This is a genomic window from Paenibacillus sp. EKM212P (assembly GCF_011066115.1).
GTDB lineage: Bacteria > Bacillota > Bacilli > Paenibacillales > Paenibacillaceae > Paenibacillus > Paenibacillus polymyxa_B.
This window is the reverse complement of sequence record NZ_JAAMNR010000004.1, coordinates 14,071-31,237: the sequence shown is the minus strand read 5'-3', so window position 1 is coordinate 31,237 and position 17,167 is coordinate 14,071. Positions and strand designations below refer to the sequence as shown.

The window sequence follows — 17,167 nt, the reverse complement described above, 5'->3', positions numbered from 1 at the left end:
AAAGCACCTTAATGGGTGCTTTTTTTCGTGGTTTCTGCACTTTACCTTGTCACATTATAACTTCGCAAAATCTCCAAAAAAGCGGTGCTTGCTTTCGTTTCAAATGTCGATGAAGGAGTTAGGAAGGAGAATTTTCGAATGACCGGAAGATTATGAATATCCAGTACTTTTAATGTGCCCAGAGCAAGTTCCTTCTGAATGACCCATTGGGACAGCAAAGAAATCCCCAAGCCTGCTTCTACAGACTCTTTGATGATCTGTGTACTGCCAAAATTCATCATATGAGAAGGGGAGAACCGGAACCGTGCAAACATATTTTCAGCCGCTTCCCGGGTTCCAGAACCTTCTTCCCTCAGAATCCAGATGTCCTCTTGCAGCTCACTTAAATCCACTTGAGATTTACCAGCCAAACGATGATTTTGCGGAACGACGATATACATTCGATCATCAGCAAATGATTCAATGTGTAAATGGTCATGCTGAAATTCTCCTTCGATAATGCCTACATCCAGTTGATTATGGATCATGAGTTTTTCAATTTCCTGAGTGTTACCGATGGTAATCGAGGGCTGAATGAGTGGATACTGGATTCTCATTTGCGCAATCACATGCGGCAACACATATTCGCCATATGTGTAGCTTGCGCCAATCGACAGGTTTCCTTTTGCCGTATGTATCAGCTCGTCCACCAAATATTGCATCCGTGTATGGAGACGGATAATCTCCTGAGCATGATGATACACAATTTCACCTGCTTTGGTTAAGCGCACATATTTATTACTACGCTCCAGGAGGCGGGTCCCTACGCTACGTTCCAGCGTTTGAATATATTGACTTACCGCAGGTTGGGTCATGTGTAACTCCTCGGCAGCTCGTGTGAAGTTTTGTTTCTCCGCGACCATAACAAATACGATTAAAGATTGGTCCAAAGCCCATTCCTCCAAATTCATCATATCTATTTACTTATTATCATTATTATAATGATTTATTTTTCTTATGACAAAAAACATATTAAGCTGGATGCATGTAGAATTGGAGGGGTTCACCATGAACAGTCATACACAACACACCAAATTATTTTCGAACAGAGGGCGATTATTCCAGCGTATATTTGGCATTATCCTCACGATGTTATTTGCTTTGACAGGCTACGGCCTGAATGAATTGCCAGGTTTTCATTATGTAGGTCCATTGGCCTGTGCTATGTTTCTCGCTATTCTGTACCGACAGTTGTGGGGATACCCTGAAGCTGTGCGCTCGGGGGTTGAGTTTTCAGCAAAGAAAATACTACGTGGAGCGATTGTGTTATTTGGGCTGAAGCTGAACATGGATGTTGTCATTCATCATGGGTTGGGTTTACTTTTGCGTGATGTGGGCACTGTTGTATTTTCCATCTTTTTTACGGTTTGGCTGGCAAAACGTTTCAAGGCAGATGCTTCGCTTTCGCTTCTTCTTGGTATTGGAACAGGAGTTTGCGGTGCAGCAGCGATTGCAGCGGTTTCTCCCTTGTTAAAATCCAAAGATGAGGATACAGCCATAGGAGTAGGACTCATTGCCTTGGTTGGAACGGTATTTGCCATTTTGTTTACTGTGCTTCGGCCCTGGCTTCCTTTGACGGATATGCAATATGGAATCTGGTCGGGCATCAGTTTACATGAAATTGCACATGTGGCCTTAGCTGCAGCGCCTGCCGGACAGGATGCTCTTGCAATGGGCTTATTAGCTAAACTGGGGCGTGTTTTCTTACTCATACCGCTCAGCTTTGTTTTAATGGTTTGGATGAAACGAACTGGAAAAATTCGTACAGACGCTAAAGTGGAGTTTCCCTGGTTCCTCATCGGCTTTATGGCTACAAGTATTGTGGGCAGCTATGTTTTTGGGAAATATATTGTAGTTCCATCTAGTCTGACGAACGGAATTTCTCAAGTTACCACCTTTATGTTAACAATGGCTATGGTAGGCATGGGGCTGAATGTGAGCTTTAAGGCTTTGCGGGAGAAAGCAATGCTTCCCTTACTGGTACTATCTGTTACCTCGATCATTCTTATAGGGTTAACATTTTTAACAGTGTGAACATGAAGTATTCGTTTGGTGATAAGATTGCTAGTAAACTAGGTTAATAAAACTGAAAAAAGCTCTGCTTGCTGTATAGCTGGCAGAGTTTTTTAGTACTTTTGTATGATAAGACTGAAATATGTACTGAATCAATCGTAACTTTTACCATATGATTCGCGTCTATCAAAATAGAGGTCCTGAGAATCATAGAGTGCAAGAATTTCATAAGCGAAAATATAGAGATTGGTAGGGTACATAATGAAAAAAATTTGTTTATTTGCTTTTTTGTTTCTGTTTCTACTAGCATTTCCAAGAGAAAGTCATGCTGCATCTTCGAGTTCACGTCTTCAGTTGGATGGTAAAGATATAAGTGTTGGCAAAGGTGTTCAGATTCAAGAAGTAAAGGGGAATGTACTGGTTCCACTCCGTCTCATTGTAGAGGAATTGGGTTATAGCGTGAATTGGGAGTCCAAGACAGGGACCATAACTATACATAAGCAAAATCTTAACCTCAGTCTTCAGGTCAACAATCCCATAGCCTCTGTCAATGATCATCAAATGGGATTGGCTGTAGCTCCTTTGCTTAAAGAGGGGACGACTTATGTTCCGCTTCGCTTTGTATCGGAACAGACAGGAATGAATGTGATCTGGAACAACGAGCTTAAAACCGTGTTCCTGACGACTCCTCCTACTTCAAGCGGCAATAGCGAGTCCACTCATGATCATCCTGCTACTCCAGCTGTAAGTAATCCTAAAGAGAGTGCGCGCACGGCTATAAACCAAATTAGCTTCGATAATCACCAATTAACTATAACTGTTAATGGAAAAGTAACCCCAAAAGTAACCACGTTGACTCATGCAGACCGTATTGTTGTAGACATACCGGATACAAAGTTTGCTGAGGAATTTCCAGCATCGCAATCATTTAACAATGGTGGACAAGGAAGTTTTCCAGTCACAGAAGATCCAGATGTTTCTCAAGTAAGATACTCCATGGCTAGTACAAACCCAGCCTCGGTACGCATCGTGGTCGATCTTAATCAGAGTACATCCTTTCATGTACTCAATGCGGATGATGGTAAGGTGGTTATAGCGTTGGATCAGGAAACAGAGGAGCCATCAACTACCGAGAACGTTATACCTACCATACCTGTTGTACCTGAGATTTCTTCTGATGGACACGCGCAAGGGATTGACGTCTCACACTATAATGGCAATATTGATTGGCAGCAAGTGGCGGCGGCAGGCAAGACATTTGCTTTTATTAAAGCTACAGAGGGCACAAAATATCAAGATAATCAATTTTTAGTAAATGTGCAGGGTGCCAGAGATGCTAACATCCTGGTTGGCGCTTACCACTTTTTGAACGCTACTACTGCGGATGGAGCTCGTCAGGAAGCAGCTAATTTTGCCAGGGCTATAGATTCAGCAGGAGGCAGGCTGGATCTACCCCCTGTGATGGACTATGAAAATAACCCCAAAGGTCTTACTCCTGCACAGATTAGTGAAGTGGCGCATGCTTTTTTGGATGAAATGGAGAGGCTTACCGGGCGTCAGCCGATCGTATACACGGGCAATGTCTTTGCTTCCAAGTTTGATCCTACATTTTCTATGTATAAGCTGTGGGTAGCCCGATACAGCACTACGCAAAAGCCGACCGCAGTCCCAGCTTGGAATAGCTGGTGGGCTTGGCAGTACAGTAGCACAGGCAGTGTTCCGGGTATTCAAGGCCAAGTCGATTTGGATGAATACAACGGAACGATAGATGAACTCCGGGCTTCACTGGCAGGAGAGCTTAATTAGCATAATCATATCATGATCAATCCTCGCGAATCCGGAACGGGATCTGCGAGGATGTTTATGTCTGATTTGTTTAGTTGGGCATGATCCATACGATTTCGCTGATTCGAACAAAGAATTTTTTTCCGTATACATCTAAAATGACATGGTCGGGCTTACAATCCACTACACATCCATCAATTCTGCCACGTGTTGTCTCAAGTACAACGTACTTGCCGATCACCGATTTTAATGTTTCTACGACGTATGGATCTACAGGGTGCACCACGACGTGGTGAGAGGTAGGATGGTGGGGGAAAGGTTGATTAACGTTGTAATTGAGCATTTGATTTGAATTCAATTGCTTCACTCCTTCAAGATTAGTTGTGTTATCCTATGCTCCTGCCTAGGAAAGGTGTAGGCTAATGCCCATCAGCGAAAACATTCATAACATTGCCGAAAAGCCCGGTCCGTAGGAAAGCTCAATACATAAGCTATGTTGTACCTTGAATTGAAGGAGGCAATGACCATGAGTGAATGTGAAAGAGGTTGTGGTGGCGGTTCAGTAGGGGGCTACCCAGGAGTATGGACATCGACAGGAGCTATTCTGGTACTGTTCATTCTGCTCGTTATCATTACGAAGTCTTTATGGGTTTAAAATGAACTGAGTAGCTTAACCCCCCATTGGTATATAACCGATGGGGGGTTAAGTGTTTTAGAGGATGGAACGTATGATAAAACACCTCAAATAACAGCGTACAAGCCCTACACAAACTGTGCCGGGCTGGGCAGCTGCCATTTGAGGTACATTGGCATCTATAGACAGGAACGGACAATGGATCAGGGATTAAATTAACGCAATCGCCAGCAGGGTGAACAGGCTCAAAGTTAAAATTTGATTCCCATACCCGTAGCCAGGATAAAAGGCAGACGTTTGTACACGTCCGTTCCGTTCTGTTTTTAAGTACACATTATTACGATCCACATCCATAATGGTTCCTTCGTACTGTTTTCCGTCAATGGTGAGAATACGCACCTTTTTATTCATGCAGTTCAAACAGTTGTAGTAAGCGTCCATTCCATCACCCCCTCTTATACATTGGCATTTTATGAGAGGGACGGTCTTATGGTAACGGCGAACATACAGGGAAAGGGTATTCCCTCCAACTTAAGACCTGACTAGAGTTAGCCTATTCTTGATAGGGATTAAAAGAGAAGCCAGGATATCCGTTAGTATAGGCGTAATCTCTTTGGGGGACGGCTTGATGGTGTGATGAAGCATCAGCAAGTCTTACATGTATCCCTGGTTTTCGGGGGGGCTGCTGCTTGCAGTCATTGGGAGGACCGATGATGACAGGTTTTTTAATAGGGGCGAGCGCTTCCTGAACCTTATTCTCATCCAGGCAGTAAGTATGAGCCAGAATGTTATTTGGCGTTAGGCGCAAAATGTCAGATCCCAGTATGAATTCAGGGGTCGGGGCATCAAAAATCGTCAACAAATGAGTGTTATCCATCGTGGCGACCAGATAATGCCACCATCCTTGAGGGACGTTAGCCACTTGGCCAGGTGTGATCGGAAAATGTCGTAACTCACGGGTAAAGGGGTTAATCAGTGACACGGTTACTGCTCCAGAGATGCAGTAGACCAGTTCTGTGGCATTTTGGTGATAGTGAGGCTCCACAACATTAGCAGTGCTGAGGCGAATATCCAGCAGCGATACATTTGCTAATGTATTCAGCTGCTGGATCGACAGCTCGTTGATCGAATTTTGAGCATCCTTCTGAAACAAAACATTGTCACTTAAATCATAGGTGAATTGTACAGTAGGAGAGGTGTAATCCATATATGAATTCACGCGTCGTTTCCAGCCTTTCTGTTAATCAAGATTTGATGATCGTACGCTACCCTATGCATACGCCCATATATGTGTGCGCGCAAATGTGATTTGAATTAGTAGAAATCAGGCTCCGATCCCGGGCAAGTTGAAGCGAAAAATAGCGAAAAAAGTCACGTATTCAAGTGTGGTCAGAACATGATCCATTGCTTTTAATACACGTCATCCCTTTAGGGATGGCGTTTTATTTGCTTGGGTAGTCTTAGGACCAGAGCCGGATGATACGTAAATGCGGCTTGTGGTATACTGCAACGGACGTGTGAAAGCATGATTGTCCCATTCCGTATGTAACCACGCGTCATTTCTGCAGCTAGGCATAAGTTATGTCATAAGAAACATCATCGGATAAACGTCCCTGAGTTGTACAGGCCGGAATGGTTGCACCGGACAGAACATGAAAGAGGAGGTTGTCTGGAATATGAAAAAATTATCTATTTTAATCCTGTCCTGCGCATGTATGTTAGGTACTGTATTGTCAGTCGCACCAGGACAAGCACAAGCACAAACGTCAGCTTTGAAGAAAGGGATTCAAAGCGAACGGGTGCTGGAGCTTCAACAGCAGCTTCATTCGCTCGGTTATTTCAAGGCTGGGTTTACTGGGTACTATGGTTCTCTGACCAGTAAAGCGGTGGCTCGTTTTCAACGAGATAACGGTCTGACACCTGATGGAGTAGCCGGAGCGGCAACACAAGCCAAGCTGAAATCCTTCGGAGAGGTGCGCGTAACCGCGCTGGATCAACTGGCTCGTATCATTTATTCTGAGGCGCGCGGAGAATCCTTTGAAGGTCAAGTGGCTGTTGGAGCTGTCGTATTAAACCGTGTGCAGTCCGGCGAGTTTCCAAGCTCGATCCCGGACGTTATTTTGCAGCCTGGCCAATTCACCGCTGTACAGGATGGTCAATACCGCCTGAAACCAAACAAGACGGCATACCGTGCAGCCAGACAGGCACTTAACGGTGCTGATCCGACTAATGGGTCCTTGTTTTATTACAACCCGGCCATTGCCACAGCCAAATGGAGTAAAAGTCGCCCGGCTGTCATCTCACTCGGTCGCCATACGTTTACGAATTAATTGCACATGAGAATACGCAAATTTCCAGCCGTCAGTTGCTTCTTCTAGGAGCAGTGACGGTTTTTTATATTCGCAAATTTGTAATATTTTAGTGGTGATTTATCTGATTTAATATTAAAAATTCTACCTATTATTCCGATACTCTTAATAGACAAAAAAATGAAATCAAAGGAGTCTTTCTAAATGAGTCAACATCCTTACACTATCGAAGTAGATCAAGCCATGAAAACGGTACATATGGCGGTGAATGGAGTTTTTAGCCAGGAGGAGTATGATAGCTTTGTAAAAGATTATGTAGCCAAAACTTCATCCATTCAGGCGTCCAGCTTTACACTCAAGGTAGATTGTACCCAGATGGCACTTTTGGGTCCGGGAGAAGTGGAAAAATTGAAGGGCTCATTTGTACGTTACAAAGAAACTGGATTTACCAAAGTAATCTTTGGCATCAGTCTTCAACAAACCATTATTAAAATGCAGCTTGGTCGAGTAGCACGTGAAGCAGGATTAAACAACGTAGATATTGTCGTACAATAATGCGCTGACGTATGTGTAAGGGGGAAACCTGATGAGCCATATCAAAATAAAAGCACTGGGTGTGTACCATCCGCCCCATTCGTTGGATAACGAATACTATGTTCGCCATTTTGACGAGCGGGGCAAAGATATTCGACGCTTCATGGAGCATATGGGTAGAAAACAGCGTTATATCATTGATGATCCTAACGAAAACGGTCTAACAATGGGAATTGCAGCTGCGCAAAAAGCTCTGGAACAGGCCGGTATGACAGGCCGTGATGTGGATATGATCATGTTCTCCACTCAAGTTCCTGAGTCACTGTTTCCGATGAATGCATTGTTTGTTCACCAGGCGATTGGGGCCAGACATGATGTGGCCGTGATGGATTCCAACGCGAATTGTGCAGGGATGACAGTCGCTGTCGATCAAGCCAGTCGGTCGATGCTATCTAATCCTGACGTGCGGACAGCGCTTATTATCGGTTCAGATTATAATTCACTCATTTCCGGTCCGGAGGATGAGATTACTTATGCGAACTATGGAGATGCTGCATGTGCGGCTATTTTGGAGCGTACAGAAGAAGACACCGGTTTTATAGATTCGATGTATTTTACAGACCCAGTCAATATAGATAAAATTTTGTACCCGGCTCAGGGGTTAGCGGCAACACTCCAAAGGAATGCTCCCGGAAAATATATTCAGTGGCTTCCGTTCGATGCTAATATGGCCTTGCCTCCTACATTTGATCTGCTTGAACGCATTTTAAAAAAGAATGGACTGTCGCCTCAGGATGTACGGGCTTATTGTCTGTCTCAGTTCTCGTTGGCAAATGTATTAAAGATTCAGGATCACTTGAAACTAGAGGATGCCCAAATGATTTATGTGGGTGATCGATATGGTTACACAGGTACCAGTAGCCCGTTCATTGCGCTATATGAAGGTATTGAATCGGGTCGTATCCGGCGCGGTGATTATGTGCTGTTCTGGACGATTGGAGCTGGATATCAGCTGGTTGCTATGTTGTTTAAATATTAGTTATGAGAAGACCTTGCAGCTGTAAGGTCTTTTTTGTGTGTCACACAATGACAATTGTAATGATTTGGTTGTGCTATGTATGATTATTTTGTAAAATTTAAACATTGAATTAAAAGGGACAGCTTATATTGCGGACATCGGATAGCATGACAATTATGACGGAAAACATGGCACACAATTCATAATAGGAGCTGAAGAGTCATTAAGATCGAAAATTTATTTTATGGGGAACGAATAAAACTGGCCGCAGTCAGGGAAGAAGATGCCGAAGTGATGTTCAAATGGGGTGAGGATGCGAAGTATCTGCGAAATGTAGATACGGATTTGGCGCTCCCCTACACGTTGAAACAGATGGAGTCAGAAGGATCTCCCCGCTCTAACGAGGTCTATTTTCGATTAAGAACATTGGCAGATGATGTCTTGATCGGATTTGTTGCTATCCACGGGATTGAGTGGAATAATCGCAGCGGACAACTGGCAATAGGTATAGGTAATACGGATTACCACGGCAAGGGCTTTGGGGCAGAAGCGGTACGGCTCATTCTTCGTTATGCGTTTTATGAGCTCAATTTGAATCGGGTCGGCTTGGATGTGATTGAGTACAATACACAAGCGATCCGAACTTATGAGAAGGCGGGGTTCCAGCTTGAGGGTAGAGTTCGTTCCGCTGTTCTTCGTGATGGTAACAGTTATGATCGTATCATGATGGGTATCCTGTATTCTGAATGGAGCTCGACTGTTCAAATATAATAGATACACAATTTGTTCATAAAATATTCCATAATAAGCCTTTTAATAACGTGAAAAGAGGTTTATAGTTAAGGGGTCACATGCCCAAATCATTATTAATTTGAGTATGAGTCAAAGCTGAGGAGGAATTTACATGGCAAACGTTGTAAGGTCCGTTACTTCACCCAAGAAATTTATTTCTGGACAAAATCTACTCTCGTCGTTAAATGACTATATTAAGGATTATGGCGATAAAGCCTTTGTCATTTGTGATGAGTTCATACTTGAAAGGGCCCAAAAGGAGGCAGGTGCTTCGATTGAAGCAGCTGGTAATCAGGTGGTCTTCGAGAAATTTCAATATGAATGTACAAAAGAAGAGATTGATCGTAACCGCGAATTGGTGCGTAAACATGGTTCGAACATTATCATAGGGATTGGCGGGGGAAAAACATTGGATACCGCCAAGGCAACGGCTTATTATGAAAAGCTGCCTGTTGTTATTTTCCCAACGATTGCTTCTACAGATGCTCCTTGTACCGCGCTTGCGGTTATATACAAAAAAGATGGCTCTTTTGATGAATATCTGTTCCTGCCTACTAATCCAGACGTTGTACTGGCGGATACAGGCATCCTGGCAGCAGCGCCTGCGCGTTTCTTTGCAGCTGGAATCGGTGATGCACTGGCCACTTATTTTGAAGCTCGTGCCTGCTATCAGGCCAATGGAGATAACCTGGTTCTGAACAAGCCTTCCACTACAGGACTGGGACTTGCTCGTCTTTGTTATGATACGTTGCTGGAAAATGCTGTGAAGGCCAAACGTGCTGTGGATCGTAAAGTATATACTCGTGCGGTTGAGGATACGATTGAAGCTACTATTTATCTGAGCGGTGTTGGTGCAGAATCAGGTGGATTGGCAGCAGCACATGCCATTCATAATGGCATGACGGCTGTTCCTTCGCTCCATAAAGCACAGCATGGTGAGAAAGTTACATTCGGTTTGTTAACCCAGCTAGTGCTGGAAAATGCACCGAAAGAGGAACTGGAAACCGTGATTAAACTGGTGAAGGATGTAGGCCTTCCGTTGACGCTTCGTGACTTGGGTGTAGAGGAATTTGTTGAGGCTGAATGGCGCCAAGTGGCTGAAGCTGCTTGTGCATCGAATGATACAATGGTCAACATGCCGTTCCCGGTTAGTCCTGCTGACGTGTACAATGCAATCATTGCAGCGAATGCAATAGCAGAATCCTATCAAGAATAGTTTCTTCCTAAATCACGAAAATGGGTTTACAAAAACGGGTCTGTCACATCACTGGCAGACCCGTTTCGTTTACGTGCACTAACTTGTGAAACAAAAGAAGGGTACCAGGGACTTATATCCTATCTTGTTCTGACCGATATACATGTAACAGGGAAATTAGGTTGGTTACACAGCAGGAGGAGATTTGATGTTGGTGCATGGTAGAACACGTAGGGGTAACTTGTACATCCATATGTCCAGCGGTTTTCACAAAATTGGAGATTATCGGGAAGAATATTCTGTAGCACCGGGTGATCGGCTGATGTCTAGACTGTCCAAGCGGATCTACACCATTGTATCCGTACATCTTGGTGAAGAGGCGTATGCCGATATTGATCTAGAAGAGGTTATCAGAAATAGTTAGAGAGCTTTATTTGGATTTAGTATAAAAAAAGCTTCCACTTTGCTCTTAGAGCGAAGTGGAAGCTTTTTTCTTTCAGCGGAGGGACTCATGAAGAAGGTCTCGTGTGATGATATTATTTTGGTTCATAAAATGTCTGATTGCTGCTTGTGAATTGGTTGCAGACAGCTCCTTTCCCCATGTCATGGCATAGGCCCAGGCTGGCTGGTTTTGCAGCACCTTCGCACTCGGCAGAATATCACTTTCTCCGATTCCTATAGGCTTGCCCTGCGCAAGCTTTAGCAATTCAGTGTAATAGGAGGATTTATAATCATTATTATAGATATCAGCTGCAAGAATATCTACCCGGTTAATACCTGGGAAGGACAGATTATAGGGAGTGCTATATGCGTTTGGGGCATTGGGACTCCATACCCACAACAGGTTATCCAGATGATGGACATGAGTGAACCGATCATACATTAGATTCCACAACTTAGCGTAATTTTGCTTGTTCCCCCACCAAAACCAGTTGCCGTTCATCTCATGATAGGGTCTCCATAAAACAGGTACATCCGCGTCTCGTAAAGTCTTAAGGGACAGAGCCACCTCATCCAGATCGGCGATCAGTTGTTTATATTGCGGGGTACCCGGCGTGATGTAACGATTAAATTCAGCTTGAGTTATTTTTGCTTGTACATTTTTCCACGTTTTGGGTGTGCCCGGTAGCGCCTGATGGAAGGTAATAGCTACAATTCCGCCGTCCTGACTCCATTGGATAGCACTATTCATAACATGCTGACGTTGCTCTTGTAGGGCCGTACGGGACTGATTAGCTAATCCTCCAAACTCATAGCCGTGAAGTCCTGCGTATTGTCCGCTGATTTGTTGTAGCTTGTTATTTTGTTCATCCGGTGCCTCTAAGTAATCATGCTGCCCGGAAATTAGCATATCATCCGGTACATTAGATAGGTAGGCAAGTAATTGCTTGGCTTTGGCAGAGGCCTGAACATTAATTGGCGGGGCGGCATCGGCAACAATGAATGATTGCTGAGAGCCGCTGAAGAGTAAAACAAGCATTAGCAGTAGCACCCTCTGTAACCAAAAGCGTGTTGAGTGAGATTTCATGGCGCTCCTCCTTTGATGCATGGTAATGGGATTAGTATTTTTCTTTTTGCTTTCTAAGCTGTATATAGGCGCTAATAATAATCACCAGCAGACTAATCGTGGCCCATCCATTAAATTCCTGTGAGTGTATCCAGTTGTCCCATACAAGGAAGCCTAAAATTACAACGAGCAAACCCATTGCAAGATACATTTTGGTTTGTGCTGGACGTTGGGTGCGTTTTGAAATCCAATGTATGATGCCGAAAACGATGGCTGCCTGAAATAAAAATATGCCCATTATCATTAAACTTGCTATAAAGATTGGGGACATCGGTATCCTCCTCCTAGGTTTACAAACATAAAATGCAGGTTGTACCGGGATGTGGATTCTTAGATGTCAATTTAATTACAAGTTGAGTAAACAATTGAGCGCTGGTACGATCTTGAACAAGTTGACTAAATTATACCATAACTACCGTCCTGCAATGAAAGACGTCTAAATACCCACTCTACCTTGATTCGACATCATACTTTATATTCAGCGAAATATTGACATATAGATGTACACTTCACATAAATGAAGATGCAATCAGAAATATGTGGTAAGTATATGCATAAAAGCACCGCGAAATCGACGGAAAATTTTGGTATGATTAAAGTGGATCGAAAAGGAGGTACTCTTATGAATGAAGAAAACAGACCATTCTCTAGATCAGCAGATGCTGAAGGAGCCAAAGCGAACTTTGATGCCAATCAGCGGAAGCTTCACTCCGAGGGAGTGCCTAGCTTATGGCGTCAGGTTAGTAACCTGCTGATTTTGGTTGGCGTGATTGCACTGATTATCATTTTAGGTCGAGTGCTCTAATGAGATATCCAAAAAAACAAAAAGAATTTAAAGAATTAGGGGTGTGAAATGGTGTTAAAGGCAGCTTTACTTTTTATATTGGCTGGCATCGCTGAAATTGGAGGAGGATATTTGATTTGGCAGTGGCTGCGTGAAGGGAAGACATGGTATGTCGGACTTTGCGGCGGAGTAATTTTGGCTGTGTATGGAATCATTGCTACCTTTCAGGTTTTTTCCTCCTTTGGGCGTGTATATGCAGCATACGGAGGTGTCTTTATTGTTCTTTCCATTGCATGGGGCTGGTGGATTGATAAAAAGACACCTGACTTGTACGATTTCTTTGGTGGATTGATTTGTTTGGTCGGTATAGCTGTAATCCTGTTTCCGCGATCAGGGTGATAGGACAAAAAACCCTTTTTTATTTTCGAAAACATGACTATAGGTCTAAAAAAATAAGCTTCATATTCCGAAATAGAACTTAAGGAGGGGGTTCTATGAACTGGAATCAAATGAAGCTTAGATTGAAATTTGGCAGTACTATGCCGAAGAATGAAGGTAATTTCTCTTTTGGTATCATGTGTGGACTTTTAATCAGCATCGTGCTGTGGATATCGATCATTGGCTGGATTATGCTGATCTTTAAGTGATTTTACGAAATCACTGTACATATCAAAACAAATAAAATTAAGGGCTGCTCACAAACCTGTGTCCTATTACCCATGCTTTATTTTGTGAAATCGTTACGTAACTTGTCTATCCCGCGACCTATGGCTTCATCAATCATATCGGTAGCAGCAGGTGTATCTGCATCGGTGTCAGGAATGCGATTAAATCCTGGCTCGCGCTTGTCGAGGGATTGTTTATGTTCGATTTGATCGTCAGTACGATTTTTTTCAGAATTATTATCTCTCATAGCACATCACAGCTCCTTTTATTAGGTACATTCAGCTTCTATACTTTACATAAACGCTTGTGCTCCAGACTAAACGTTGATAAAAATAAAACCGGGAGGAAGTAAATCCCGCCCGGCACTTCCCAAACAACTAGCGATGCTCAATCAGATCAATCGCCCCCAGAACAACATGAGCCAGTCCGAAACCGAGAATGCCTGTAGCTGCAAGTTTGTACTTACTGCTCAGCAACACAGCGCCTGAAGCCGATACTACCGTTCCAAGAACAGCTGGAATCATACCTTCACGCATTCGTAACACCCCTTCTGGTAGTTTGGAAAGACGTTTATTAGTGTAATTCAAATGTGCACAAGTTATACAAAAAGAGAAATTTATTATTTTTTTTTAAAAACACTTTACAATTCGATAAAATTATCGTATTATATGTTGGTGCCCAATTGAACGACATTTACATAACGAGAACACTTCTTAATCAGATGTATGTTTCTCAGATACTTGTAAGAAAAGTAAGTGTAAAGATTAGCGTTCCTAATTTTATGCCGGGGTGGCGGAATTGGCAGACGCACAGGACTTAAAATCCTGCGGTAGGTGACTACCGTACCGGTTCGATCCCGGTCCTCGGCATTCTTGATTTATAACGGACACATCAAAGTTAAATGAACGAAAATAACGCGAGGTTCTGTGTACCTGCGGAATACTCCGTAACAGGTATGTAGGATCAACAAAAAACGTCTCACCGTTAACATACGGAGAGGCGTTTTTTGTTTTGGAAAAATTAAGCGATCTTGTAACAGAGAGTTGGAGCCTTTCTATTGCATCAATTGTTATAATCATAGGACAATGAAATTAGGCCTTTATAATTAAATAGTAAGTATTTCTAAAAAATGAAGTGGCCTAAAACCTTAAATCAGAATGTTGTTGTTTTTAATTAATCATTGGGAAGGTGGTTCAGTGAAGCTGATATGAATCTGACTTATCATATGGAACAGTTAAGAGTTTGTTTTATGAATTTCATTAACTATGTATATTTTGTAATGGATGAGAAAACAAGAGACATAGCTATTGTTGACCCATCATGGGATTTATTGAAAGTAGAATCCTATCTTCAACAATTGAATGGCGATCTCAAAGCGATACTATTAACTCACTCACATTGGGATCATATTAATTTGGTAAATCCACTCCTAGAAAAATATAACCCGCAAGTATTCATGTCAACAAACGAAATCGATTTTTATCATTTTAGATGTAGAAATTTACATCCAATTAAAGACAAGGATTCAATCCAGGTTGGTGAAACGGAAATCAAAAGTCTTTTGACCCCCGGACATACCGCGGGAAGTGTATGCTATCTTTTATCAGATCGCTTATTTACTGGGGACACAATTTTCATTGAAGGTTGTGGCTTTTGTGACCCAAATGGAGGAGATCCGGTAGAATTATATAATAGCGTACAAAAAATAAAGCGAGAAATTGATGACTCTATTCAAATTTATCCTGCTCATTCATTTGGTAAAGCGCCTGGTTTTACACTCAATCACCTCATGGATGAAAATATTTATTTTCAATTTACGAGTAAGGAATCTTTTATTAAATTTAGAATGCGTCCGAACCAAAAGGGTCTGTTCGATTTCAAATGAGTCTGTATTGTGGCCCAGTTCTAATGGTGAGAGAAAATATTGAATATAAAAAATAGTACATAACGATCTATCGCTTGTGTATGCCTCAGATGCTCAAGTTCACTAGTATAAAACACCCAGATCAGTTTTTTTATGAGCCGCTAGAAACACAAAAGCTGTACTCGAAAGATAATAATGACCTCAAATTGAGCCATTTTCAGAAAGGTTTGCGAATCCAATGATGAACTTGCCGTTCCCAATCAACTGTGAATTGACAGGGTTTGAGTAGAGGATTATAATGGAAAAACATTATTCCAATTATATGATTATATGAAAAATAAAGGAACTTGTCTGTGGTTAATCGCTGGCGGGTCACGTTAACCATTAATGAGGGATATATCGTGAGAGATTGTAGCTTATCAAGTAGGATAAGTGAAAGGGCGAAGCTATGTATATGGGTAGTAGACATTATAGAAGATGATTTGGCAGTACGTTTTTATAGGAGATGAGTTAAGTGAGCTGGTACGTGTTTTTTGTGCGAACGGGTAGGGAAGAACAGGTCAAGCAGCTTATTAATGAGTGGTTGGATTCTGAAGTCTACAAACCCTTTATACCTCTCCAAGAGAGACTTTTTAAAGTAGCAGGAATAGTAAAGAAAGAATGGGCTCCTTTGTTCCCAAGCTATGTATTTATTGAGTCGAATTTACCTGACTTGCAGTTCGTAACCAGTACAAATTCAATGATTTGCACTTCTAGTGATATCATTCGTTTATTGAGATACTCGAAGTTTGAAGCTTCAATGAGAGATTCGGAGAAACAAATGTTAGAGAGTCTATGCAATGATAGCTATTGTATAGAATCATCAACTGGAATTATTGAAGGAGACAATATACGTATCCTAGATGGCCCACTTAAAGGAAGGGGGAGTATAGTCAAGAAAATAGATAGACATAAACGACAAGCGGTCATTCAGTTGGAATTTATGGGTGATATTAGGTTAGTGAGAGTGGCGTTGGAAATTATAAGTAAGGTTTAAAGTGGAGAACTTATGACGAGTTCATACTCCATGAGGAAGCTTTCAGAACCCTTAAGGGATTTGAAGGCCTTTTTTGATTTGGACTGCTAAGTTAGTAGTTTACTAGGGGGGATATGCGTAGCCTCGTATGCAGAACAACTAATATTGAAGCGGGAAGATGCCGTGATGAAGGCGGCCGTCAGTTTTGTCCATGCAGATTATAACGCAGACGCTCCCCTTGATCGAGAAGTTTTCCATTCGAATGAGTGTAGTTACTTCGAGAGTTTGGTATTCCATCGGCGGAAATCCAACTTTGTGCTTGGCAGGCTAAGTGCGAAACAAGCAGTTTCGGTGTTGTTAAGCGAGCCAGACCTGCGCAACGTAAGTGTGGAGACAGGTGTCTTTGGCCAGCCCATGCTTCGAATCAATGGTGTCCACAGTTACCAGGTGAGCATTGCCCATTGCGACTATATCGGAGCGGCTGTTGTTTTTCCCGAAGCGCATCCCATGGGCATTGATATTGAGAGGATTGATTCTAAGCGAAACAAGACAATTGAAAGCCAACTGACGACGGAAGAAAAGGAAAGAATCTCTGTCGTGCGGGGAGTAGGGGAGTACTCAGCTTTATTGACGGTTTTTTGGACAGTGAAGGAGGCCCTGTCGAAAATATTGCGCACAGGTTTTACAACATCGCTGCATGTACTTGAAATGAATGAGACCAGATTGGTGGATGGATACTTCCAAAGTACATTTTCACATTTTCCACAATATGTTGCCCAGTCTTACCGGTTAGGTGACTATATCTGCACGATTGTAGCACCAAGGAAGACGGAATGGAGTATGAATACTTCTCGGATTTATGAGAAATTCAATACAATTTTTCATCGAAATCCGTTTGTAGGTCATGCTTATTGAATACCGGGTTGTTGAGTTTAAAACATTTATCTTTTAG

At 42.5% G+C, this 17,167-nt stretch carries 23 protein-coding genes and 1 tRNA gene; 16 read left to right on the top strand and 8 right to left on the bottom strand.

Annotated elements, in window-relative coordinates; translation table 11 throughout:
* Positions 1-41: 41 nt before the first annotated feature.
* Entirely contained in the window at positions 42-929 is an 888-nt protein-coding gene (locus tag G9G54_RS12660; RefSeq protein ID WP_165178365.1) for a LysR family transcriptional regulator, read from the bottom strand.
* 118 nt (positions 930-1,047) lie between these two features.
* Here G9G54_RS12660 and G9G54_RS12655 point away from each other — a divergent pair, with 118 nt between their 5' ends.
* On the top strand, positions 1,048-2,073 hold the full coding sequence (locus G9G54_RS12655) for a YeiH family protein (protein WP_061828483.1): 1,026 nt from the start codon (positions 1,048-1,050) through the stop codon (positions 2,071-2,073).
* A 240-nt stretch (positions 2,074-2,313) separates the two neighbouring features.
* Positions 2,314-3,858, top strand: coding sequence for a GH25 family lysozyme (locus G9G54_RS12650; protein WP_165178364.1), 1,545 nt, complete (start codon positions 2,314-2,316; stop codon positions 3,856-3,858).
* 70 nt (positions 3,859-3,928) lie between these two features.
* Here G9G54_RS12650 and G9G54_RS12645 read toward each other — a convergent pair whose 3' ends face one another.
* Positions 3,929-4,195, bottom strand: a complete 267-nt coding sequence (locus G9G54_RS12645; protein WP_025719729.1) for a DUF2642 domain-containing protein — start codon at positions 4,193-4,195, stop codon at positions 3,929-3,931.
* 168 nt (positions 4,196-4,363) lie between these two features.
* Between G9G54_RS12645 and G9G54_RS26010 the strand changes: the two genes are divergently transcribed.
* On the top strand, positions 4,364-4,492 hold the full coding sequence (locus G9G54_RS26010; protein ID WP_013371969.1) for a hypothetical protein: 129 nt from the start codon (positions 4,364-4,366) through the stop codon (positions 4,490-4,492).
* Positions 4,493-4,681: 189 nt separating this feature from the next.
* Here the strand turns inward: G9G54_RS26010 and G9G54_RS12640 are convergent, their stop codons facing one another.
* Both G9G54_RS12640 and G9G54_RS12635 read right to left on the bottom strand, forming a co-directional pair.
* Positions 4,682-4,912 carry a hypothetical protein gene (locus G9G54_RS12640; RefSeq protein ID WP_025719727.1) on the bottom strand — a complete coding sequence of 77 codons (231 nt, stop codon included), beginning with the start codon at positions 4,910-4,912 and terminating at the stop codon, positions 4,682-4,684.
* A gap of 112 nt (positions 4,913-5,024) precedes the next feature.
* Entirely contained in the window at positions 5,025-5,690 is a 666-nt protein-coding gene (locus tag G9G54_RS12635) for a cupin domain-containing protein (protein WP_061828481.1), read from the bottom strand.
* A 457-nt stretch (positions 5,691-6,147) separates the two neighbouring features.
* Here G9G54_RS12635 and G9G54_RS12630 point away from each other — a divergent pair, with 457 nt between their 5' ends.
* The 6 genes from G9G54_RS12630 to G9G54_RS12605 all read left to right on the top strand — a co-directional run bounded on the left by G9G54_RS12630 (position 6,148) and on the right by G9G54_RS12605 (position 10,743).
* Positions 6,148-6,801, top strand: coding sequence for a cell wall hydrolase (locus tag G9G54_RS12630; protein ID WP_165178363.1), 654 nt, complete (start codon positions 6,148-6,150; stop codon positions 6,799-6,801).
* Between the two features lie 183 nt (positions 6,802-6,984).
* Positions 6,985-7,335: a hypothetical protein gene (locus tag G9G54_RS12625; protein WP_013311042.1), complete on the top strand. Its 351-nt coding sequence runs from the start codon at positions 6,985-6,987 to the stop codon at positions 7,333-7,335.
* A 31-nt stretch (positions 7,336-7,366) separates the two neighbouring features.
* The gene (locus G9G54_RS12620; RefSeq protein ID WP_165178362.1) at positions 7,367-8,353 is read left to right on the top strand and encodes a ketoacyl-ACP synthase III; all 987 of its coding nucleotides are present in this window, start codon (positions 7,367-7,369) and stop codon (positions 8,351-8,353) included.
* A 201-nt stretch (positions 8,354-8,554) separates the two neighbouring features.
* On the top strand, positions 8,555-9,103 hold the full coding sequence (locus G9G54_RS12615; protein ID WP_165178743.1) for a GNAT family N-acetyltransferase: 549 nt from the start codon (positions 8,555-8,557) through the stop codon (positions 9,101-9,103).
* Positions 9,104-9,236: 133 nt separating this feature from the next.
* Positions 9,237-10,340, top strand: a complete 1,104-nt coding sequence (locus G9G54_RS12610) for a glycerol dehydrogenase (RefSeq protein ID WP_023989402.1) — start codon at positions 9,237-9,239, stop codon at positions 10,338-10,340.
* A gap of 187 nt (positions 10,341-10,527) precedes the next feature.
* Entirely contained in the window at positions 10,528-10,743 is a 216-nt protein-coding gene (locus G9G54_RS12605; protein ID WP_165178361.1) for a hypothetical protein, read from the top strand.
* A 72-nt stretch (positions 10,744-10,815) separates the two neighbouring features.
* On the opposite strand, the gene G9G54_RS12600 is transcribed toward G9G54_RS12605, so the two are convergent.
* Both G9G54_RS12600 and G9G54_RS12595 read right to left on the bottom strand, forming a co-directional pair.
* Entirely contained in the window at positions 10,816-11,847 is a 1,032-nt protein-coding gene (locus tag G9G54_RS12600; protein WP_165178360.1) for a glycosyl hydrolase, read from the bottom strand.
* Between the two features lie 31 nt (positions 11,848-11,878).
* Entirely contained in the window at positions 11,879-12,157 is a 279-nt protein-coding gene (locus G9G54_RS12595) for a hypothetical protein (protein ID WP_069289956.1), read from the bottom strand.
* Positions 12,158-12,508: 351 nt separating this feature from the next.
* On the opposite strand from G9G54_RS12595, the gene G9G54_RS12590 reads away from it, so the two are divergent.
* The 3 genes from G9G54_RS12590 (at position 12,509) to G9G54_RS12580 (ending at position 13,317) form a co-directional block, all read left to right on the top strand.
* The gene (locus tag G9G54_RS12590) at positions 12,509-12,691 is read left to right on the top strand and encodes a hypothetical protein (protein WP_029517708.1); all 183 of its coding nucleotides are present in this window, start codon (positions 12,509-12,511) and stop codon (positions 12,689-12,691) included.
* Positions 12,692-12,742: 51 nt separating this feature from the next.
* Positions 12,743-13,069, top strand: coding sequence for a YnfA family protein (locus G9G54_RS12585; RefSeq protein WP_165178742.1), 327 nt, complete (start codon positions 12,743-12,745; stop codon positions 13,067-13,069).
* A gap of 95 nt (positions 13,070-13,164) precedes the next feature.
* Positions 13,165-13,317 carry a hypothetical protein gene (locus tag G9G54_RS12580; RefSeq protein ID WP_165149143.1) on the top strand — a complete coding sequence of 51 codons (153 nt, stop codon included), beginning with the start codon at positions 13,165-13,167 and terminating at the stop codon, positions 13,315-13,317.
* Positions 13,318-13,394: 77 nt separating this feature from the next.
* Here the strand turns inward: G9G54_RS12580 and G9G54_RS12575 are convergent, their stop codons facing one another.
* Positions 13,395-13,583 carry a hypothetical protein gene (locus G9G54_RS12575; RefSeq protein ID WP_023989396.1) on the bottom strand — a complete coding sequence of 63 codons (189 nt, stop codon included), beginning with the start codon at positions 13,581-13,583 and terminating at the stop codon, positions 13,395-13,397.
* 130 nt (positions 13,584-13,713) lie between these two features.
* Positions 13,714-13,872: a hypothetical protein gene (locus G9G54_RS12570; RefSeq protein ID WP_013311032.1), complete on the bottom strand. Its 159-nt coding sequence runs from the start codon at positions 13,870-13,872 to the stop codon at positions 13,714-13,716.
* Positions 13,873-14,119: 247 nt separating this feature from the next.
* On the opposite strand from G9G54_RS12570, the gene G9G54_RS12565 reads away from it, so the two are divergent.
* From G9G54_RS12565 to G9G54_RS12550, 4 genes are all read left to right on the top strand, one after another.
* Positions 14,120-14,205: transfer RNA gene (locus G9G54_RS12565), tRNA-Leu, on the top strand.
* A 338-nt stretch (positions 14,206-14,543) separates the two neighbouring features.
* Positions 14,544-15,221 (top strand): MBL fold metallo-hydrolase, encoded by a 678-nt coding sequence (locus tag G9G54_RS12560; protein ID WP_185156297.1) that lies wholly within the window; start codon positions 14,544-14,546, stop codon positions 15,219-15,221.
* A gap of 493 nt (positions 15,222-15,714) precedes the next feature.
* Positions 15,715-16,236, top strand: coding sequence for an antiterminator LoaP (gene loaP, locus G9G54_RS12555; protein ID WP_061828474.1), 522 nt, complete (start codon positions 15,715-15,717; stop codon positions 16,234-16,236).
* A gap of 144 nt (positions 16,237-16,380) precedes the next feature.
* Positions 16,381-17,130, top strand: coding sequence for a 4'-phosphopantetheinyl transferase family protein (locus tag G9G54_RS12550; protein ID WP_238808005.1), 750 nt, complete (start codon positions 16,381-16,383; stop codon positions 17,128-17,130).
* The last annotated feature ends 37 nt before the right edge of the window (positions 17,131-17,167 follow it).